An 18,999-nucleotide genomic window follows, 5' to 3' on the forward strand; every position below is an offset into this window, starting at 1 on the left:
TCAGGTCAAGCCCGTTTATTCTTGGTGTTTCTTGTGGTGGCGAATGACCTCATCGATGATGAAGTTCAAAAACGCCTTGGCGAATTCCGGGTCGAGGTCGGCCGCGGTTGCCAAGTCTTCGAGACGTGCGATCTGGCGCGCTTCGCGGTCAGGATCGGACGGGGGAAGGTCGTGTTCGGCCTTGAGCTTGCCCACGGCCTGGGTGTGTTTGAACCGCTCGCCCAGCGTGTAGACCAAAATGGCGTCCAGACGGTCGATGCTCTCGCGGTGGCCTTTGAGGATCTCGGCGGCGCGGGCGACGGGGTCGTTTTGCAGATCAGTCAATGGCCCATCCTTTCGGTTTAAAGAGCGGGTCGGCGTAGTGGTTGATTTCCATTTCGATCGCATCCCCAATCTGGCTGTTTTGCAGATCCGCCGGAGAGGGGTGGCGATAGACCGCGTCATTGCCGTCAATGGTGGCGGCTTCCGGGTCCTTCTTCGCGCCCAGCCGTTCGGCCAGACGGATCGAATCGAGGTTTTTCGGGTCAATATAGCTGACCGCGCCGTTCCAGCCCTGCTGGTCGTAGTAATAGGCGCGCGCCGCGTGGCTGGCCTCGAGCGCGTAGCCTTTGCCAGCGGCACCGGGCCAGATGATCCAGGCGATTTCCCGTTCGGGCCAGCCTGCGGGCTGCCAGCCCCCGGCCATGCCATAGGTTTCATCGGTCGCCTTGTCGTGGATCATCCACATGCCAAAGCCCTTGATCTGCCAATGGCCGATTTCTGCGGCATAGAGCATCCATGCCTCGTAGGCATTCAGGGGGCCGCCCATGAAACGGGAGCGATAGGAGGTGAAGGTGGCTTTGAAATCCGGGTAATCCACGGCTTCGGGCGCGCGCAGGATCAGGCGGTTGGTTTCCAGCGTGGGGATGGTCACGGTCATGCGTAGGCCTCCACACTGCCGTCATCTTTGGGAAGGTGGCGGTAAACCAAGGTCGGCTTTTCGGCAAAAGGCACGGCGGCGTTTGCATCCAGAACCGCGCCCAGGCGTTCGGCCAGCGCAATAGAGCGGGCGTTTTCCGGCGCGATATAGCTGACGATCTTGGTCCAGCCCAGACGGCTGCGCGCATCCGCCACTGCGGCAACGGCGGCCTCATGAGCAAAGCCGTGCCCTTCGGCGCCGTCAAAGATCAGCCAGCCGATTTCGGTTTCGGGCCAGCCGTCCGGGAAGAACGGGCCAACCAGACCAATAATGCTGTCATCGCCCTTGCGGGTCACAGCCCAGAGGCCAAAGCCTTTGAGCTCCCAGTGGCCAAAGATCGAAGCGGTGTTTTTCCACGCCATAAACCGGGGCACATTGCCCGCCGCATATTGCGACCGTTCGGACATATAGAAGGCAACAATAGCCTCCTTGTCGCGCGGCTCGGGGCGGCGCAACACAAGTCGTTCGGTCGATATGGTCGGCGTGGCGGTCATTTACTTCTTTTTCTTTCCAAAGCCACCGAGGCCACCAAGGCCGGGCAGACCACCGGGCATGCCACCCATGCCGCCAAGGCCCGGAAGGCCGCCGGGAAGACCCTTGCCGCCGCCCATGGCTTTGGCGGCTGCTTCCAGCGCTTTGGGGTCGATGTTGGAGGGGTCCATGCCTGCGGGCATGTCGGGCATGCTGCCTTTGCCGCCGAACATGCCAGCCATGGCCTGTTTCAGCATTTTGCCTTTGCCCATTTTGCCCATCTTCTTCATCACATCCGCCATCTGGCGGTGCATTTTCAGAAGCTTGTTCAGATCGCTGACCTCTTGGCCGGCACCGGCCGCAATGCGTTTCTTGCGCGAGGCTTGCAGCAGCGCAGGGTTGGCGCGTTCTTTCTTGGTCATGGACTGAATGAGGGCGACCTGACGCAGGATGACCTTGTCGTCAAAGCCTGCCTCTTCGACCTGTTTGGCCATTTTGCCCATGCCCGGCATCATCTGCATCATGCCCTGCATGCCGCCCATCTGCTGCATCTGTTCCAGCTGCATCTTCAGGTCGTTCATATTGAACTGACCCTTCATCATGCGCTTCATCATGCGTTCGGCCTGTTCGGCCTCGATGGTTTCCTGGGCTTTCTCGACCAGAGCAACAATGTCACCCATGCCAAGGATGCGGCCGGCGATCCGTTCTGGCTCGAAGGTCTCGATCGCGTCCATCTTTTCGCCGAGGCCCACGAAACGGATCGGCTTGCCGGTGACTGCGCGCATGGAGAAGGCGGCACCGCCGCGCCCGTCGCCGTCCATACGGGTCAGGACCACGCCAGAGATGCCAACTTTGGCGTCAAATTCCTCGGCGACCTCAACGGCGACCTGACCGGTCAGACCGTCAACAACAAGCAGGGTCTCGCGGGGCTCAACTACGTTGCGAACCTCTTCGACCTCGCCCATGAGGGTTTCGTCGATGTGCAGGCGACCGGCAGTGTCGAGCATATAGACGTCATAGCCACCCAAGAGCGCCTGCTGTTTGGCACGTTTGGCAATGTCGACGGGTTTCTGGCCCGGCACGATCGGCAGGGTGTCCACGCCGATCTGTGTGCCCAGCACCGCCAGCTGGTCCATCGCCGCCGGGCGATAAACGTCGAGCGAGGCCATGAGGACCTTCTTGCCCTCTTTGTCTTTCAGACGTTTGGCAAGCTTGCCGGTGGTGGTGGTCTTACCCGACCCCTGCAGGCCGACCATCAGGATCGGGGCAGGCGGGTTGTCGATTTTCAGCGCGCCGGGATCGCCTTCGCCCTGAAGGGTGGCAACCATGGCGTCATGGACGATTTTCACGACCTGCTGGCCCGGCGTCACGGATTTGGTGACGGCCTGACCGGTGGCCTGATCCTGCACGCGTTTGACAAAATCCCGCGCCACGGGCAGGGAGACGTCTGCCTCCAGCAGGGCCACGCGCACTTCGCGCAGGGCGGTTTTGACGTCGTCCTCAGATAGGGCACCCTGTTTGGTCAGCCGGTCAAAGACGCCAGAGAGGCGTTCGGATAGATTTTCAAACATGCTCTGCGGTCTCCTGTGGCCGTAACATCAAACAAGTGCTGCCTAATTTAGGCAGCGGTGGGTCCATGTGCAATTGCCTGTCTTGCGGTAAGATCAGACCAAACGCTATTGCCCCCACGGGCGTAACACGCTGGTGGAGGGCGATCCCCGACATGGGCGGGGACCGGAAGACCTGAGATTCTTCCGGGATTTGGTCGGGCATTATCGGGTTTTGGTCGGGGAGTCAATTGCAGGGCCGGTTTGTTGCTGTCACAAGGGGCGGCAACGGACAAAAGGAAAGACCAAAACCCATGAGCGACGTTGTGGATGCCTCTTCGGCTTTTCAGGACAGCCTGCCCACCTCATCAGATGCGCTGCTGGCGCAGATGGATGAATGGGGCATTGCCTATACCCTGCACGACCATGTGCCGCTGCGCACGGTGGAGGATGCCAAAGGGGTCGAGGATAAGATCATCGCGCCCGGCAAGCGCTGTCTGCGGCTGAAGAACCTCTACCTGCGGGATCGCAAGAAGCGGAATTATCTGGTGAGCCTGGAGCAGGACCGCGAGATTGACCTCAAGGCGCTTGGCGGGGAGCTGGGTGTCGGCGGTCTGTCGTTCGGGTCGGCGGATCGTCTGTTGCAGAACCTTGGTATCCGCCCCGGCGCGGTGAGCCCGCTGGCGATGATCAATGGGGTCGAGACCGACGTGCGGTTCTTCATGGACCGCGAGGCGCAGGAGGCAGAGCTGATCTATATGCACCCGCTGGTGAATGATCGCACCGTGGCCATGGAGCGCGCGGCGTTTTTCGCGTTTCTGGAGAAGATCAGGGTGACACCGGAGTGGGTCTGACACCTCCGCGTGTTTAGCTTGGGTGCTTAACCCGGCGTCTGCGCTGCAGAGGGTTTGCGCTGTGCTGCGCACATCGCCGGGGGGCAGGGGCCGCGCCTTCGGCGCGGCCCCTGCCATGCCCAACGCTTTTTGAGGGGAGGCTTTGCCTCACCTCAAAGGGGCGGGAGATCCGCGCGCGCCGCAGGCGAAATGGCCCCCGAAGGGGCCATGACATGCGTTCTGTGAGTGGGAGGGCTTAGGCGGGGCTTAGGCGGCCAGGGCTGCGACGGCGTCTTTTGCCTTGGCCATGGAGCCTTCGGCATCGATGGCCTGCTGGTCCGCGGCGATGATTTCAACATCTGCAATGCCAATAAAGCCCAGCATATGGCGCAGGTAAGGGACCGCGTAGTCGAAGTCCGCGCCAACCGGAGTGCCACCGGAGGCCGCAACAATAATGGCGCGTTTGCCGGTCAGCAGACCTTCGGGTCCGTTCTCAGTGTATTTGAACGTCACTCCCGCGCGGGCCACCTGATCGAGCCAGGCCTTCAGCGTTGCGGGGATCGAAAAGTTGTAGATCGGCGCGCCGATGACAATGGTGTCGGCGGCTTGTAGCTCTGCCACCAGCTCATCGGACAGTGCAAGGGTCGCGCGCTGTTCGGCGCTCCGGTCTTCGGCGGGGGTGAAATTCGCGCCCACCCAGGTCGCGTCCAGCAGCGGAAGCGGGGTGGCGACATCGCGGCGGATCACTGTTTCAGGCGCAAGCTTTGCCACAACAGCGGCGGAAAGGTCACGGGTGGCAGAGCCCGTCAGACGGGCGGAGCTGTCGATATGCAGGACGGTCTTGGTCATGGTAGGGTTCCTTTTGAGGGTGTGCTTTGAGAGAAAGATGCACCCTTGCAAAACCAAACACAATTTTCGATATTCAACAGGATCTGTGCATTTTTGCAGAATCTGATTGAGGGACGGGCAGGGGGCTGTGATGGACAATTGGGACGAGGTGCGCACCGCCTTTCAGGTGGCCCGGCTGGGCACTGTCAGCGGCGCGGCCGAGGTGCTGGGCGTACACCATGCCACGGTCATCCGCCATATTGATGCGATCGAAGGCCGGCTGGGCGTCAAGCTGTTCCAGCGCCATGCGCGCGGCTATACCCCAACCGAATCCGGGCTGGATCTGCTGCGCGTGGCACAGGCGACGGATGATCAGTTCAGCCAGCTGGTCGGGCGGCTGAAGGGGCAGGGGGACGAGGTTTCGGGCGAATTGGTCGTGACCTCGCTGTCGTCCATGGCGCCGATGCTGGCACCGGAACTGATTGCGTTTCAGCAGCTGCACCCGGATCTGGTGATCCGCTATCTGACCGGCGACCGGCTGTTCCGGCTGGAGTACGGCGAGGCCCATGTGGCCCTGCGCGCAGGCGCGGCGCCGGAACAGCCTGACAATGTGGTGCAGCCTTTCCTGAGCCAGCGCATGGCGATGTTTGCCTCTAAATCCTATGTGGAGCAGCACGGGATGCTGAACGGCGTGGAGGACATGCAGAACCACCGCTTTGTGGGCGCTGATAATTCGGAAAGCCGGGCCCCGTTCGAGCGCTGGCTGCGCGCCAATGTCAGCGAGGACCGCATTGCGTTCCGCTGTTCGGATCGCACCACTGCGCAAGAGGCGGTGCAGGCGGGCGCAGGCATCGGGTTCTTCACCCTCTGGGAGGCTGCGGGCCATCCTGATCTGGTGCAGATGATGGAGCCCAAGGACGATTGGACCGCAACCCTGTGGTTGGTGACTCATGTGGATCTGCATCGCACCAATAAGGTGCAGGCGTTTTTGTCTTTCCTGAAGGACCGCGCCAAGAGCTGGCCTGCCTGATCGGGCCAATGCGTCTGGACATGCACAATGACTGACGCCCAACGCGGCCATCTGGCCATGCTGACCTTCTCTGCGCTGGTCGCGGGGAGCTTTTCGCTGGGCGTGCTGATCGCCAATGACATCGCCCCTGCCGCGCTGAATGCGGTGCGGTTTCTGTTGGCCGGGGTGCTGATCGGGGCGGCGGCGTCCTTAGGGGGCGGGTTGCAGCGCCGCCATTTCGCGGCGCCTTGGCGTTTTTTGGTTCTGGGCGGGGTCTTTGCGAGCTACTTCGTGCTGATGTTCTACGGCCTGAAAACCGCAGCGCCGGTGAGTGCTGCGGCGGTGTTCACCCTGACCCCGGTTCTCAGCGCGCTGTTTGGCTGGCTGATGCTGCGGCAGGTCACAACCTTGCGGATGGCGAGCGCGCTGGCGATTGGCGCGGCGGGCGCGCTATGGGTGATCTTTCGCGGTGATCTGGGCGCCCTGTTGCGGTTCGAGATTGGCCGCGGTGAGGTGATCTATTTCTGGGGCTGCGTGGCTCATGCCATATATACGCCCCTAGTGCGCAAGCTGAACCGGGGCGAGCCTGCGGTGAGCTTTACCTTTGGCACGCTGGTGGCGGGCGCGGCGCTGCTGTTTGCCTTTGGCGCGCGCGATGTGATGGCGACCGATTGGGGGAGCCTGCGGCCCATCGTCTGGATCGGCCTTATATATGTGTCGGTCTTTGCCTCGGCCTGTACGTTCGTGTTGCTGCAGTTCGCCACCCTGCGCCTGCCAAGCGCGAAGGTCATGGCCTATACCTATCTGGTGCCCAGCTGGGTGATCGGCTGGGAGATCGCACTGGGGAACGGATTGCCCCCGTTGGTGACTTTGGGGGGAATTGCGCTGACGGCGGTGGCGCTGTGGCTGCTGCTGAAGGACGAGGGGGCGGCGGCGAAACCCTGAAAAACGCTTGGGTGTTATGGCGATGACATCTGCACGCCCTAGAGTCTCGGGAAACAGAATGGGGGAGGGGCACAATGATCGAGCTGTGCTATCGGTTTACTGCGGCATCTGGCAGTCGCTTTTTGGTGCCGCAGGGGATGGCCACGCCACATATCGCGCCTTTGGGGCAGATGGTGACGGGGGCCGCGCTGCGCCTGATGGCCGAGCCGCGCTTGGCGCAGATGTTGACCTGCGGCATTGCTACGGGCGGCGAGATCCAAGTGCGGACCCGGTTTCAGGCTGCAGGCGGCCCAGGGGAGTTCAGCTATCCTGAAGCCATGTTCGTGCCGCGCCCCAGTCGATATACGGCGGCGGCTGTGGATTTGGCCAAGGAAGGCCAGCATGTGGCGCAGGCCGCAGGCGCTGGGCTTGCGGGCATCGAAGCCATTGTGCGCCACGTGGCCGAGCTGTTTGAATACGGCCACCCTGAGGATCGGTTTTACGACGATCAGGAGGAGCTGCCGCATCTGTGTTCCATGACCGTGGGATCCTGCGTTGACATCAATGCCTATCTGGTCGCGGCCCTGCGCGGCGCGGGATATGAGGCGGGCTATGTCTACGGTGTGTTTGTGCCAGAAGATAAGCGGACATGGGCCGAGGATGGTCACTGCTGGGTGGTCAGCCGTCATGCGGGGCAGACGCAGGAATGGGACATCGCGCATTTCTTGAAGATGGGACGCCGCGACATTGGTCCGGCGCTGAACCCGCGCCCGGGCGTGCGCGTGCCGATGGCCCATTCCATGGGCTGGACCCTGCCGGAGGTCGGGCTTCAGGACTTCAAACTGATGGGGCCGCCGCTTTTGCTGGGCGAGACCGGGGATATCTCGGATCCCGAGGATCTGGAGATCACACTTCGGGGCTACGAGAACCTGGCGCAGCCCTGAGCCTTATTCGTCGCCGCCCAGCTCGACCTCAAGAAACCGTTCAAAGGCATCCAGATTCACCGGCTCGAACTGGCCAAAACCCTGCATCCAGACGGAGGCCGCGCGCAGCGCGTCGGGTTGCAGCTTGCACCATTTCACCCGGCCGCGCTTTTCCTGCTGGATCAACCCCGCATTGGCGAGGATCATCAGATGTTTGGAAATCGCCGCCAGTGACATCTCGAACGGTTCGGCCACATCGGTCACGGCCATGTCATCTTCGAGCAACATGGTCAGGATCGCCCGCCGGGTTGGATCGGCGAGGGCGGCAAAGGTGGTGTCTAGGCGGTCAGGGCTGGTCATGGCTTACAGTCCTAATGCGCAAGTTCCGGGTGGACAATCCCGCCCGTGTCGTCTGAATGGCGCTCACGCACTGGAACATACAGGACAGCACGAGGGAGTGACGCCATGTCTGCGCGCGATTGGGTCTTTATTTTTGCCCTCGGTATTGGCTGGGGGCTGTCGTTTATGTTCAACGCGGTGCTCTTGCGCGAACTGGGACCGCTGAGCGTGGCGCTGGGCCGGGTTGGCTTTGGTGCGCTGGGCTGCTGGGTCTATCTGCTGGCAACACGGCAGTTTGCGGCGCTGTCTGCGCGGCGCGTCTGCGCGTTGTTGGCGTTTGGCGCTTTCAGCTATGCGGCGCCGTTTTCATTTTATGCCATTGGCCAGCAGGACATTGCCAGCGGGGTTGCGGGGATCGTCAATGCCACCACGCCTGCGATGGCGGTGGTCGTGTCCCATTTCTGGCCGCAAATCTGGGGCGGCGGGGAGCGGGCGAGCCTGCTGAAATCGCTTGGTGTACTCTGTGGCTTTGGTGGTATTGTGCTGCTGTCGCTGCCGATCCTGCGGGACGGGGGCTCCAGCCAGATCTGGGCGGTTTGTGTCACCCTTTGTGCGCCGCTGTGTTACGCGTTCTCGGTCAATATTGCGCGACAGTTTCAGGGCATCCCGCCGGTGGTGATCGTGGCCTGGGGGCTGACTGGGGCCACGCTGGCGTTGGTGCCAGTGGCCCTGTGGCAAGAGGGTCTGCCGGTGATCACACGGGCCGAGACATGGGCCTCGCTTGTGGTCATTGGCTTTGTGCTGACGGCGGCGGCTTTCATTCTGTTTTACAATGTGCTGCCGCGGGTGGGGCCGACGAATATCACGCTGGTGACCCTGATTGCGCCGATGTCAGCGCTGGCTGCGGGGGTCTTGGTGCTGGGCGAGGTGTTCCTGCCTGCGCATTTTGCCGGGCTTGCCCTGATCCTGTTTGGATTGCTGCTGATTGACGGGCGATTGTTTGGAAAAGGTCGCCAAAACCAAAATCAACCAAAAGGTTGAATAAGGGTTTTGACGCCTGTTTGCGCCAACGCGCCACGCGGGGGCATCACGCGGGTGACGGCGCGAGTTGTAAAACCTTTTGTTTTCATACTCTTGGCCTTATGTCGCAGAGTCCGACTCCGGCGTTGACTCTGTGCCGCTGACCCCTTAGCACCCATGGCAGAAGACGCGAGAGGACAGATCCTGTGATTGATGACGACCAAAAGCAGCGCCTGGCGCAGCTGGAGGCCAAAATCGATGCGGCCAAGAAAGCCCAGGAACCTGAGCCTCCCAAGGAAACCCATTTTACCATGGCCAATATGGCCTGGCGGATGGTGACGGAATTGGTGGCCGGTCTGGTGATCGGCCTTGGCATCGGATACGGGCTGGATGCTGTCTTTGGCACCATGCCGCTGTTTTTGGTGCTGTTTCTTTTGCTGGGTCTGGTTGCAGGCATCAATGTGATGCTGCGCAGCGCCAAGGAGATCCAGGCAAAACAGATCGAAGCGGAGGCTGCTAAAGCCGAAGCGGACGCGCAGGAAGCGGAAAACGCGCCGCGCAAATAAGAACAAGACCGGCAAGCCGGTCAGATGGAACTCGGTCAGGCCCCCTGACCACAGAGAGAAACCCGGGCGACGGTCCGGTGACAGGAGACGCAGACCGATGGGCAAAATCTTCTTTTACGTAGCTCTGGCGCTTGTGCTCGTTTCGGGCCTGGTCTTTGCCCCCGAGCACGCAGGCCTTGCCATTCACCCGATGGACCAGTTCCAAGTGAAGCCGCTGTTTGGTGGCGACCACGTGGGCATGTTCACCGTCACCAACGTGACGCTGTGGATGCTGCTGGCAATTGTCGCGATCTTCGCGCTGCTGGTTCTGGGCTCTTCCCGCCGTGCCATTATCCCGTCGCGCGCACAGTCGGTTGCGGAGCTGGCCTATGGGTTCATCTACAAAATGGTTGAAGACGTCGCTGGCAAAGACGCCGTGAAGTTCTTCCCCTACATCATGACCCTGTTCATGTTCATCGTGACTGCCAACTTCCTTGGCCTGATCCCGATGTCCTTCACCACCACCTCCCACTTCGCCGTGACCGGCGTGCTGGCTGTGGTCGTGTTCGTCGCAATCACCGTGACCGGCTTTGTGCTGCACGGCGCGAAATTCCTGGCCCTGTTCTGGGTTAGCTCCGCGCCGCTGGCCCTGCGTCCGATCCTGGCTGTGATCGAAGTTATTTCCTACTTCGTGCGCCCCGTGAGCCTTTGCATTCGTCTTGCAGGCAACATCATGGCGGGCCACGCGGTTCTGAAAGTGTTCGCTGGTTTTGCAGGGGCTCTGGGCTTTGCGTCCTTCCTGCCGATTTCCGCGATCACCGCGTTCTACGCACTCGAGGTTCTCGTGGCCTTTATCCAGGCTTACGTGTTCACCATTCTGACCTGCGTCTATCTGAAAGACGCGCTGCACCCGTCCCACTAAGGGACGGTCCTCGCAGGGTCCGAACAATCACTTCAACTTCCAATCGTAAGGAGAAATCACAATGGAAGGCGATCTCGCATACATCGGCGCTGGCCTGGCTGGCATGGGTACTGGTATTGCTGCTCTGGGTGTTGGCAACGTTGCTGCTAACTTCCTGGCGGGCGCTCTGCGCAACCCCTCCGCGGCTGCTTCTCAGACCGCAACCCTCTTCATCGGCATCGCGTTTGCAGAAGCTCTGGGCATCTTCTCGTTCCTGGTCGCTCTGCTGCTGATGTTCGCTGTCTAAGACCTAGCGGAAACTTTATCCTTACGGCCGGGCAGGGCGGACATCTGTCCTGCCCGGTGTAACGGCAAGTTCCATAGGAGGACGACATGGCATCTAATACGCATGACGCAGGTCATGGAGCTGCCGACGCGGCGCACGGTTCTTCCGGCATGCCGCAGCTGGACTTCTCGACCTACGGAAACCAGATCTTCTGGCTTCTGGTCACGCTTGTCGTGATCTACCTGATCCTGTCGCGCGTCGCGCTGCCCCGTATTGCAGCCATCCTGAACGAGCGTACAGGCACTATCACCAACGACCTCGCTGCGGCTGAAGATCTGAAAGCCAAAGCAGTTGAGGCCGAAAACGCCTATAACAAAGCGCTGGCCGACGCACGTGCCGAGGCGCAGCGTATCGCCGCGGAAACCCGCGCCGAGATCCAGAAAGACGTGGACGACGCCATTGCCAAAGCGGATGCGGACATCGCAGCCAAGGCAGCGGAATCTGAAGCGGCAATCGCTGAGATCAAGGCAGGCGCACTGGAGAGCATCAAGGCTGTCGCAACTGACACCGCCGGTGCCCTGGTCGAAGCCCTGGGTGGCAAAGACGATGCAGAGGCTGTTCAGGCCGCTGTTAGCAAACGGATGGAGGGCTAAGACCATGCGCGCATTTACTGCTGTTGCTCTGACCCTCGGTTCCGCTGCTCCGGCTTTCGCAGCCGGTGGCGGTGCGAACCTCGGTAACACCGACTTCGTTGTCATCCTCGCCTTTGTGCTGTTCATCGGGATCCTTTTGTACGCAAAAGTCCCGGCGATGATCGGCAAACTGCTGGATGACCGCGCCGAGACCATCAAGAACGAGCTGGAAGAAGCCCGCGCCCTGCGCGAGGAAGCACAGACCGTTCTGGCTGACTACGAACGCAAGCAGCAAGAAGTCAAAGAGCAGGCCGAGCGCATTGTCGCAAACGCCCGCGACGAGGCGAACGCTGCTGCGGCGCAGGCCAAAGCTGATCTGGAAACCTCCATTGCACGTCGCCTGGCGGCTGCAGCGGATCAAATCCAGGCTGCCGAAGCTTCTGCTGTGAAAGAAGTTCGTGACCGCGCCATTACCATTGCTGTGGAAGTTGCCGATCAGGTTGTTTCCAAGCAGATGACTGCGACTGAGGCAAACAAGCTGATCGACGCAGCCATTCAGGACGTGGACGCGAAACTGCACTGATCCGCAGCTTCGTTTCAGACCTAAAAGGAACCCGGCCACGCGCCGGGTTCTTTTGTTTTGGACGGGTCGCTTTGTAACGCCCTTGCGAAGTTTTTGTGAAGTTGTCTTTGACTTACCCGACATGTGCAGACTGTTAACGTGCGTTGTGGCATAGCCACGGAGATTAAATTGCCGTGAGGGCAGGCGATGCTGCACGACCTAAACCTATCCGCATCCAAACATCAGGCGACGTCCCAGACCGCCGAGGGCACACCGTCAGCGGTGCCGACGATGATGTCGGTGCGGAACCTGTCGTTGCGCTCGCAGGGGAAGGCTGTTGTCGACACTATCAGCTTCGACCTTCACCGGGACGAGGTGCTTGCGTTTATTGGCCGCTCTGGCAGCGGGAAGTCTGCGTTGCTGCGCAGTCTGGTGCGGATGGAAAAACTGGGCCGCAACCCTCAGCGCAGCGGGGAAATCCTGTTTGGCGGCCAAGACCTGATGCGGCCTGATGCGGATCTGCCTCTGGTGCGGCGACAGGTGGCGTTGATTGCCCAAGAAACCAATCCGTTTCCAATGTCGATCTGGGACAATATCGCCTATGGGCTGAAACTGCACCGTTTGGTCAGCACCAAGGGTTTGATGGCCGAGCGTATTGAACAGGCGCTGCGCCGGGCACGGCTGTGGGATGCGGTCAAAGATCAGCTTCACAAGACTCAGGGCACTTCCCTGCCGGGGCCACAGCGTCGCCAGCTGTGTATTGCACGCGCTTTGGCGCTTGATCCTCAAATCATGCTGTTTGACCGGCCCAGCAGCGCAGGGGACCGGATGAGCTTTACGCTCACGCAGGAAATTGTCACCGAACTTCGCAAGACCACGTCGATTGTTCTGGTGGCCCATTCGCTGGAAAACGCTGCCCATCTTGCGGATCGAGTCGCCTTTGTCGATCAGGGCCGCATTGTCGAACTCGACACCGCCGAGATGATCTTTACCAATGCAATGGAGCCGGAAACGCGGGCGTTTCTGGAGCAATCTACCTATATGTAAGTGCTGAGCCCCCTAGCTGCGGGTCTTTTCGCGCTCGAGCCGCTGGCGGGCGACCTCGACATTGCGTTCGGCGCGGATCTGCGCCTCTAGGGCGGCGCGCACGTAATCCAGATGCGCCTCAACGGCGGCGCGGGCGCCTGCCGGATCGCGGGCCTGAATGGCGCTGTTGATGGCCCGGTGCTGATCCAGAAGCGCGGCGTGGGTTGTGTGTTGCTGAAACATGATCTGGCGATTGTAAAACACGCCGTTGCGCAGCATGTCGAACATGGACCGCATCATATGCAGCATCACCACATTGTGGCTGGCATCCAGAATGGCAGAATGAAACTGCGCGTCCAGTTCGGCCGCGGTGTCGGACACCGAAGGATCGCCTGCGACTTTCATCTTGTTAAAGATATGCTGGATCACCTGAAGGTCTTCGTCTGACCCAAGGCGCGCCGCGCGCTCTGCGGCCAGCCCTTCCATGTCGCGGCGAAACGCGAGATAGTCAAACACCGCTTCTTCGTCGCTGCCAAAGAGTTCGATCAGCGCAGGCGAAAACGCCGATCCCAGAACATCGGCCACAAACACTCCGGCGCCCGCGCGCGAGGCCAAAAGCCCACGCTCTTGCAACTCGGACAGGGCATCGCGCAGCGAGGGGCGGGAGACCCCCAGCCGGTCCGCCAGTTCCCGTTCGGAGGGCAGGCGCTCTCCGGGGTTCAGAATGCCGCGCAGGATCAGTTTTTCGATCTGGCGCACAACAGCAGCGGAGAGCTTCTCGGGGTGGACTTTCTGGAAGGGCATGCGGGGCCTGCGGTGTTGAATTGGTAAATTCATATGACCACGCGCAGGTGGGAGGCGCAAGACCGGGCGGAAAATTGCGAGGGACTATAGGTCATAGTTATTGACATTATTTTCGCACCGGATAAGTGTCAGCTCAAGATGCGCAAGGAAATGACCCAAATGACGACTCAAATGAAATTTGCCGCAAGAATGGACCGCATGAAGGCATCGGAAATTCGCGAGCTGCTGAAATTGCTGGAGCAGCCGGGGATGTTGTCTTTTGCTGGCGGGATCCCGGATCCGGCGCTGTTTCCGGCAGATCGCTTTGCCGAGGCCTATGCCGACGCGCTGTCGCCCGCGCGGCAGGCGCAGGCGTTGCAGTATTCTGTCAGCGAAGGCTATCTGCCGCTGCGGGACTGGATTGCGGGGCGAATGGCGGGGTTGGGCATTCCCTGCGGGCCGGAAAATATCCTCATCACGTCTGGATCGCAGCAGGCGCTGGACTATCTGGGCAAGCTGTTCCTGTCGCCCGGCGACACGGCGTTGGTGCAATGGCCGACCTACCTGGGGGCGCTGGCGGCGTTCAACGCCTATGAGCCGCGGTACGAGCGGTTGGAGATCAACGACAATCGCCCAGCGGCAGAAATCACCGCAGCAGCTGGGGACGGTGCGGTGAAATTCGCTTATCTGAGCCCGGATTTCGCCAACCCCACCGGGCGCACCGTGGACCGGGCCGGGCGCGCGGCGCTGTTGGCGCGGGCCGAGGAGCTGGACTGCGCGATCATTGAAGACGCCGCCTATCAGGGCTTGCGCTATGAGGGCGAAGAGGTACCGCCGATCCTTGCGCTGGAACTGACGCAGAAGGGCGATCTGGATGCCTGCCGCACGATCTATTGTGGGTCGTTTTCGAAAACCCTGTCACCGGGCCTGCGCGTGGGCTGGGTGGTGGCCGGAGCCGAAGTGATTTCGCGTCTTGTCTTGATGAAACAGGCGGCAGACCTGCATTCGTCGACCATCAATCAGATGGCCATTCATCAGGTCGCAAAGGCCGGGTTCGACGCCCATGTGAGCGGCTTGCGTGCGGTCTATGGCCGTCGTCGCGATGCGATGCTGCGAGCCCTCGCAGCCGAGATGCCCGAAGGCGTGGAATGGACCCGGCCCGAAGGGGGCATGTTTGTCTGGCTGACCCTGCCCGAGAGGGTGAGCGGCGCATTTTTGCTTGAACAATCAATTGCGAAGGAAAAGCTCGCTTTTGTGCCCGGACAGGCCTTTTTCGCCGATGGAACCGGTGGTAATAGCCTGCGCCTGAGCTTCTCGAACAGTTCCGAGGCCCAAATCGCAGAAGGAATCGCCCGTTTGGGCCGGGTTCTGCGGCAGGCTTTGGGGGAGTAGTAGTGTCCCACAAGATTTGGTGGTAGAGAGGCGCGGGCGTGGTCTATCTGGGGTTCTCCAGTTGACTCATCACAAAATAATGACCGACACTCTCGGCCACGGAATCATGAAAAGGGGCGAAGTTGCGCTTTTCCAAACTCAGGCTCAATGGCTTTAAGAGCTTTGTTGACCCCACCGACCTGCTGATCGCGGACGGTCTGACCGGTGTGGTCGGACCCAATGGCTGCGGCAAGTCGAACCTTCTGGAGGCCCTGCGCTGGGTCATGGGCGAAACCCGCGCCAAGGCGATGCGCGGCGGCGGCATGGAAGATGTGATCTTTGCGGGCACCGATACGCGGCCTGCGCGCAACTTTGCCGAAGTGAGCCTGCTGCTGGACAACTCGGAACGGCTGGCGCCATCGGGGTTTAACGAGGCTGATACGCTCGACATTACCCGCCGGATCACCCGCGATGTGGGATCGGCCTATAAGGCCAACGCCAAAGATGTGCGGGCGCGCGATGTGCAGATGCTGTTTGCCGATGCCTCGACGGGGGCGCATTCGCCTGCATTGGTCCGTCAGGGCCAGATTGCGGAGCTGATCAACGCCAAACCCAAAGCGCGCCGCCGTATTTTGGAAGAAGCCGCCGGGATCTCGGGCCTGTATCAACGCCGCCACGAAGCAGAGCTGAAGCTGAAGAACACCGAAGCCAACCTGCTGCGCGTCGACGATGTGATCGAACAGCTGGCCAGCCAGCTTGCGACGCTTGCACGCCAGGCGCGTCAGGCAAAACGCTACCGCGAGATCGGTGAACAGCTGCGCCACGCCGAAGGCATGCTGTTGTATCGCCGCTGGCGCGAGGCGGATGCGGCCCGTGTGACCCATGAAGACGACCTGAACCTGCGCGTGACCCAAGCCGCCAAAGCCGAGGCGCTGGCCCGTGCCGCGGCCGCGCAACGCGCCGAGGTTGAAGAAAACCTGCCGCCCCTGCGCGAAGAAGAAGCCGTGGCGGTCGCCATTCTGGAACGTCTGGTGATGCAGCGCGACGCCCTTGGGGATCGCGAGGCACAGGCGCGCCAGACCATCGAACGACTGACCCATCGCGTCACGCAGCTGGGGCTGGATATCGACCGCGAAAAGGGCCTGAACCGGGACGCGGGCGAAAGCATTGAACGTCTGGAATGGGAACGTCGGGAGCTGCTGAAGGCCTCGGATGGGCACGAAGACCGCTTGGACGAAGCCGCCGAGACCGCGAAAGACTCTGCCGCCATTCTGGAGCAGGGCGAAGACCATCTGGCGCAGGTGACCGAGGAGGTTGCGCGTCTGGCTGCCCGTCACCAATCCGCACAGCGTCAGGTCGAAGACTGCCAGCGCGCGTTGGATCGTGCCGCCAGTGAAGGGGCGAAATCCCGTGTCGCCGCAGGCGAGGCCCGCAACGCGCTGAAAGAGGCCGAAGTGCGGTTCAAAGACGCCGCCGCTGCCGAAGAAGAAGCCCGCGAGGCTGCGGATCTGGCCGAAGAGGCGCTGGCCGAAGTAGATGAGCTGCGCACCGAAACTCAGGCTCAGGAATCCGAGGCCCGCGCGCAGCGGTCCGAGGCAGAAGGCGCGCTTGGGGCCCTGCGGGCCGAAGTCACCGCGCTGGCGAAGCTGGTGGAACGCGATGCCTCGGAAGGGGCGCAGGTTCTGGATGCGCTGCAGGTGACACCGGGCTACGAGAAGGCGCTGGGGGCGGCCCTGTCCGATGACCTTCGCGCGCCGCTGGCCGAAGAAGATGGGCCCTCAGGCTGGCTGGAACTGGCAGCCTATGATCGCGCGGTGGCGCTGGATGTGGCCCTGCCTGCGGGCGTGGAGCCGCTGGCGAAATATGTCGATGGCCCGGATGCCCTGGCGCGTCGCATGGCGCAGATTGGCATTGTGCCAGGCGACAAGGCGGCCGAATTGCACGAAAAACTGTTGCCCGGTCAGCGTCTTGTGACGCTGGAGGGCGATCTGTGGCGTTGGGATGGCTACCGCGCCTGGGCCGAAGATGCGCCCTCCGCCGCAGCGATGCGTTTGGAACAGATCAACCGTCTGGAAGCGCTGAAGCAGGAGCTGACCCATCTGGAGGCCCGCGCGGCGGGTGCACGGGACGCTCACGAACTGCTGTCGCGCCGCCTGAAAGAGGTGAGCGAAGCCGACCAAGCCGCCCGTCAGGCTCGCCGTTTGGCGGATCAGCGGGTTGCCGATGCGGCCCGCGCGCTCAGCCGGGCAGAAGCCGACCGCAACCTTGCCGATGGCAAGCTGGAGTCCCTGTCGATTGCTGTGGCGCGTCACAACGAGGACGCGGAAACCGCGCAGGCGCGTCTGGACGAGGCACTGGAAACCGCAGATGGTCTGGGCGATCTGGATGCGGCCCGCGCCAAGGTCGAAGACATCAAACAATCGGTGGAAGCCGCGCGGATCACCATGATGAGCCACCGTTCGGCTCTGGATGAACTGCGCCGCACCGGTGAGGCGCGCGTCGGGCGCAGCCAGATGGTGACCAAGGAACTGTCGGGTTGGCGTCACCGTCTGGAATCTGCGGATCGTCGCATCAAGGAACTGATTGAACGGCGCGAACTGTCCAATGAGGAGCTGGAAGAGGCCTCCATGATCCCGGCGGAAATCGCCGAAACCCGCGAAGAACTGGCCGAGCAGCTGACAGACGCGCAGCTGCGCAAGTCGGCGGCCACCGATGCACTGGCCGCCAGCGAAGCGCAGGTGCGCGAAGCCGCAGGTCGCGAACGCGAGGCCGAAAAGCTGGCCTCGGACGCGCGCGAAGCCCGTGCCCGTTGCGAAGCGCTCGCGGATGCGGCGCGGGATGCGGTGTCTACGGCTGCGGCGCGTATTGACGAAGTGCAGCAGATGGAACCTGACGCGCTGCTCAAACATCTGGGCGTGTCGGAAGACGCGCTGCCGCGGCTCGAAGATCTGGAAGCCGAGGTCAACAAGCACAAGCGCCAGCGTGATGCGCTTGGCGCGGTGAACCTGCGGGCCGAAGAAGATGCAAAAGCGCTGAAGGAAGAACACGACACGCTGGTTGCGGAAAAGACCGATCTGGAAGCGGCCGTGAAGACCCTGCGCAGCGGCATTGCCAGCCTGAACCGCGAGGGCCGCGAACGTCTTCTGACGGCCTTTGATCAGGTGAACAGCTCCTTTGCGATGCTGTTCAAACATCTGTTTGGCGGCGGTGAGGCCAATCTGGTCATGGTCGAAAGCGACGATCCGCTGGATGCGGGGCTGGAGATCATGTGCCAGCCGCCGGGCAAGAAGCTGTCGACCCTGTCGCTGCTGTCCGGGGGGGAGCAGACGCTGACGGCCATGGCCTTGATCTTTGCGGTGTTCCTGTCGAACCCGGCGCCGATCTGTGTGCTGGACGAGGTCGACGCGCCGCTGGATGACGCCAATGTCACCCGCTTCTGCGATCTCTTGGACGAGATGTGCCGCCAGACGGACACCCGGTTCCTGATCATCACCCACCATGCGGTGACCATGGCGCGGATGGACCGTCTGTTTGGTGTGACCATGCAGGAAAAAGGCGTGAGCCAGCTGGTCTCGGTTGATCTTAAAAAAGCAGAGGCCATGGTCGCCTAAGACCCGCCACCGCTGTCGAAAACGTGAGCCCCACCTTCGCCAAAGCGCGCTAGGGTGGGGCTTATGCGTTTTATGGTTTTACTCTTGATGATGTCTGGCGCGGCGCGGGCCGCTGACTGGGCCACAAAACCGGGCGATGCCCCGTTTTCGGCGGCAGAGCTGGCCGCCCTGCCGGGGCAGGTTTTGGTGTTCTTTGACGATGGCACATCGCATTACCTGAACGATGGTGCCTATGCCTATACCTATTCGGGCGCAAACGGCGGCGGCACCGCCTGGGGCAGTTACCGCATTGCCGACGATGGCAGCATTTGTGTGGACTATGTCAGCGGCGCGTCACGCTGCGACCTCTTGGTGCGCAACGCAGGCCGCATTGTAGTCATCACCGAGGACGGCGAACGTTACCCCGTCCGATGACCACGGGATGACCGCG

General features: G+C 61.6%; 21 protein-coding genes. 14 read left to right on the top strand and 7 right to left on the bottom strand.

The features are described from left to right. Positions 1–15 precede the first annotated feature (15 nt). The 4 genes from TRM7557_RS10440 to ffh are packed head-to-tail and all read right to left on the bottom strand — an operon-like array spanning position 16 to position 3,000. Positions 16–324, bottom strand: a complete 309-nt coding sequence (locus TRM7557_RS10440) for a chorismate mutase (protein ID WP_058290159.1) — start codon at positions 322–324, stop codon at positions 16–18. Beyond that, positions 317–919: a GNAT family N-acetyltransferase gene (locus TRM7557_RS10445; protein WP_058290160.1), complete on the bottom strand. Its 603-nt coding sequence runs from the start codon at positions 917–919 to the stop codon at positions 317–319. The genes TRM7557_RS10440 and TRM7557_RS10445 overlap by 8 nt, the downstream gene beginning before the upstream one ends. Then, the gene (locus TRM7557_RS10450) at positions 916–1,452 is read right to left on the bottom strand and encodes a GNAT family N-acetyltransferase (protein WP_058290161.1); all 537 of its coding nucleotides are present in this window, start codon (positions 1,450–1,452) and stop codon (positions 916–918) included. The genes TRM7557_RS10445 and TRM7557_RS10450 overlap by 4 nt, the downstream gene beginning before the upstream one ends. Next, positions 1,453–3,000 (bottom strand): signal recognition particle protein, encoded by a 1,548-nt coding sequence (ffh, locus tag TRM7557_RS10455; RefSeq protein WP_058290162.1) that lies wholly within the window; start codon positions 2,998–3,000, stop codon positions 1,453–1,455. A 302-nt stretch (positions 3,001–3,302) separates the two neighbouring features. Between ffh and TRM7557_RS10460 the strand changes: the two genes are divergently transcribed. Beyond that, on the top strand, positions 3,303–3,830 hold the full coding sequence (locus tag TRM7557_RS10460) for a prolyl-tRNA synthetase associated domain-containing protein (protein WP_058290239.1): 528 nt from the start codon (positions 3,303–3,305) through the stop codon (positions 3,828–3,830). A gap of 246 nt (positions 3,831–4,076) precedes the next feature. On the opposite strand, the gene TRM7557_RS10465 is transcribed toward TRM7557_RS10460, so the two are convergent. Further along, positions 4,077–4,658, bottom strand: a complete 582-nt coding sequence (locus TRM7557_RS10465; protein WP_058290163.1) for an FMN-dependent NADH-azoreductase — start codon at positions 4,656–4,658, stop codon at positions 4,077–4,079. Positions 4,659–4,788: 130 nt separating this feature from the next. Between TRM7557_RS10465 and TRM7557_RS10470 the strand changes: the two genes are divergently transcribed. The 3 genes from TRM7557_RS10470 to TRM7557_RS10480 all read left to right on the top strand — a co-directional run bounded on the left by TRM7557_RS10470 (position 4,789) and on the right by TRM7557_RS10480 (position 7,514). Further along, complete coding sequence (locus TRM7557_RS10470) at positions 4,789–5,667, top strand: LysR family transcriptional regulator (protein WP_058290164.1); 879 nt, start codon at positions 4,789–4,791, stop codon at positions 5,665–5,667. Between the two features lie 27 nt (positions 5,668–5,694). Continuing rightward, complete coding sequence (locus TRM7557_RS10475) at positions 5,695–6,591, top strand: DMT family transporter (RefSeq protein ID WP_058290165.1); 897 nt, start codon at positions 5,695–5,697, stop codon at positions 6,589–6,591. Positions 6,592–6,665: 74 nt separating this feature from the next. Next, entirely contained in the window at positions 6,666–7,514 is an 849-nt protein-coding gene (locus TRM7557_RS10480; protein ID WP_058290166.1) for a transglutaminase domain-containing protein, read from the top strand. Between the two features lie 3 nt (positions 7,515–7,517). Here the strand turns inward: TRM7557_RS10480 and TRM7557_RS10485 are convergent, their stop codons facing one another. Continuing rightward, positions 7,518–7,853, bottom strand: a complete 336-nt coding sequence (locus TRM7557_RS10485) for an ArsR/SmtB family transcription factor (RefSeq protein ID WP_058290167.1) — start codon at positions 7,851–7,853, stop codon at positions 7,518–7,520. A 105-nt stretch (positions 7,854–7,958) separates the two neighbouring features. Here TRM7557_RS10485 and TRM7557_RS10490 point away from each other — a divergent pair, with 105 nt between their 5' ends. From TRM7557_RS10490 to TRM7557_RS10520, 7 genes are all read left to right on the top strand, one after another. After that, entirely contained in the window at positions 7,959–8,873 is a 915-nt protein-coding gene (locus tag TRM7557_RS10490) for a DMT family transporter (protein WP_058290168.1), read from the top strand. A gap of 185 nt (positions 8,874–9,058) precedes the next feature. Then, a complete protein-coding gene (locus tag TRM7557_RS10495; RefSeq protein WP_058290169.1) occupies positions 9,059–9,418 on the top strand; it encodes an AtpZ/AtpI family protein in 360 nt (119 codons plus the stop codon). Positions 9,419–9,515: 97 nt separating this feature from the next. After that, complete coding sequence (locus tag TRM7557_RS10500) at positions 9,516–10,319, top strand: F0F1 ATP synthase subunit A (protein ID WP_058290170.1); 804 nt, start codon at positions 9,516–9,518, stop codon at positions 10,317–10,319. A 61-nt stretch (positions 10,320–10,380) separates the two neighbouring features. After that, on the top strand, positions 10,381–10,605 hold the full coding sequence (locus TRM7557_RS10505; RefSeq protein WP_005636439.1) for a F0F1 ATP synthase subunit C: 225 nt from the start codon (positions 10,381–10,383) through the stop codon (positions 10,603–10,605). Between the two features lie 86 nt (positions 10,606–10,691). Beyond that, positions 10,692–11,237, top strand: coding sequence for a F0F1 ATP synthase subunit B' (locus TRM7557_RS10510; RefSeq protein WP_058290171.1), 546 nt, complete (start codon positions 10,692–10,694; stop codon positions 11,235–11,237). 4 nt (positions 11,238–11,241) lie between these two features. Beyond that, positions 11,242–11,799 carry a F0F1 ATP synthase subunit B gene (locus TRM7557_RS10515; RefSeq protein ID WP_058290172.1) on the top strand — a complete coding sequence of 186 codons (558 nt, stop codon included), beginning with the start codon at positions 11,242–11,244 and terminating at the stop codon, positions 11,797–11,799. A 186-nt stretch (positions 11,800–11,985) separates the two neighbouring features. Continuing rightward, positions 11,986–12,825: a phosphate ABC transporter ATP-binding protein gene (locus TRM7557_RS10520; RefSeq protein ID WP_058290173.1), complete on the top strand. Its 840-nt coding sequence runs from the start codon at positions 11,986–11,988 to the stop codon at positions 12,823–12,825. Between the two features lie 12 nt (positions 12,826–12,837). Here TRM7557_RS10520 and TRM7557_RS10525 read toward each other — a convergent pair whose 3' ends face one another. Next, entirely contained in the window at positions 12,838–13,608 is a 771-nt protein-coding gene (locus tag TRM7557_RS10525) for a FadR/GntR family transcriptional regulator (protein ID WP_058290174.1), read from the bottom strand. A 159-nt stretch (positions 13,609–13,767) separates the two neighbouring features. Between TRM7557_RS10525 and TRM7557_RS10530 the strand changes: the two genes are divergently transcribed. The 3 genes from TRM7557_RS10530 (at position 13,768) to TRM7557_RS10540 (ending at position 18,983) form a co-directional block, all read left to right on the top strand. Continuing rightward, positions 13,768–14,979, top strand: coding sequence for an aminotransferase-like domain-containing protein (locus TRM7557_RS10530; protein ID WP_058290240.1), 1,212 nt, complete (start codon positions 13,768–13,770; stop codon positions 14,977–14,979). A 122-nt stretch (positions 14,980–15,101) separates the two neighbouring features. After that, positions 15,102–18,569, top strand: coding sequence for a chromosome segregation protein SMC (smc, locus tag TRM7557_RS10535; RefSeq protein WP_058290175.1), 3,468 nt, complete (start codon positions 15,102–15,104; stop codon positions 18,567–18,569). Between the two features lie 63 nt (positions 18,570–18,632). Beyond that, positions 18,633–18,983: a hypothetical protein gene (locus TRM7557_RS10540; protein ID WP_058290176.1), complete on the top strand. Its 351-nt coding sequence runs from the start codon at positions 18,633–18,635 to the stop codon at positions 18,981–18,983. Positions 18,984–18,999: the final 16 nt, after the last annotated feature.

Source organism: Tritonibacter multivorans, assembly GCF_001458415.1.
In the GTDB taxonomy this organism is placed as follows: Bacteria; Pseudomonadota; Alphaproteobacteria; order Rhodobacterales; family Rhodobacteraceae; genus Epibacterium; species Epibacterium multivorans.

Bases quoted from the DNA above. Each gene is read 5' to 3' on its own strand.
- TRM7557_RS10445 (WP_058290160.1), bottom strand. From the start codon at position 919: ATGACCGTGACCATCCCCACGCTGGAAACCAACCGCCTGATCCTGCGC.
- TRM7557_RS10450 (WP_058290161.1), bottom strand. From the start codon at position 1,452: ATGACCGCCACGCCGACCATATCGACCGAACGACTTGTGTTGCGCCGC.
- ffh (WP_058290162.1), bottom strand. From the start codon at position 3,000: ATGTTTGAAAATCTATCCGAACGCCTCTCTGGCGTCTTTGACCGGCTG.
- TRM7557_RS10465 (WP_058290163.1), bottom strand. From the start codon at position 4,658: ATGACCAAGACCGTCCTGCATATCGACAGCTCCGCCCGTCTGACGGGC.
- TRM7557_RS10470 (WP_058290164.1), top strand. From the start codon at position 4,789: ATGGACAATTGGGACGAGGTGCGCACCGCCTTTCAGGTGGCCCGGCTG.
- TRM7557_RS10475 (WP_058290165.1), top strand. From the start codon at position 5,695: ATGACTGACGCCCAACGCGGCCATCTGGCCATGCTGACCTTCTCTGCG.
- TRM7557_RS10480 (WP_058290166.1), top strand. From the start codon at position 6,666: ATGATCGAGCTGTGCTATCGGTTTACTGCGGCATCTGGCAGTCGCTTT.
- TRM7557_RS10485 (WP_058290167.1), bottom strand. From the start codon at position 7,853: ATGACCAGCCCTGACCGCCTAGACACCACCTTTGCCGCCCTCGCCGAT.
- TRM7557_RS10490 (WP_058290168.1), top strand. From the start codon at position 7,959: ATGTCTGCGCGCGATTGGGTCTTTATTTTTGCCCTCGGTATTGGCTGG.
- TRM7557_RS10500 (WP_058290170.1), top strand. From the start codon at position 9,516: ATGGGCAAAATCTTCTTTTACGTAGCTCTGGCGCTTGTGCTCGTTTCG.
- TRM7557_RS10505 (WP_005636439.1), top strand. From the start codon at position 10,381: ATGGAAGGCGATCTCGCATACATCGGCGCTGGCCTGGCTGGCATGGGT.
- TRM7557_RS10510 (WP_058290171.1), top strand. From the start codon at position 10,692: ATGGCATCTAATACGCATGACGCAGGTCATGGAGCTGCCGACGCGGCG.
- TRM7557_RS10515 (WP_058290172.1), top strand. From the start codon at position 11,242: ATGCGCGCATTTACTGCTGTTGCTCTGACCCTCGGTTCCGCTGCTCCG.
- TRM7557_RS10520 (WP_058290173.1), top strand. From the start codon at position 11,986: ATGCTGCACGACCTAAACCTATCCGCATCCAAACATCAGGCGACGTCC.
- TRM7557_RS10525 (WP_058290174.1), bottom strand. From the start codon at position 13,608: ATGCCCTTCCAGAAAGTCCACCCCGAGAAGCTCTCCGCTGCTGTTGTG.
- TRM7557_RS10530 (WP_058290240.1), top strand. From the start codon at position 13,768: ATGACGACTCAAATGAAATTTGCCGCAAGAATGGACCGCATGAAGGCA.
- TRM7557_RS10540 (WP_058290176.1), top strand. From the start codon at position 18,633: ATGCGTTTTATGGTTTTACTCTTGATGATGTCTGGCGCGGCGCGGGCC.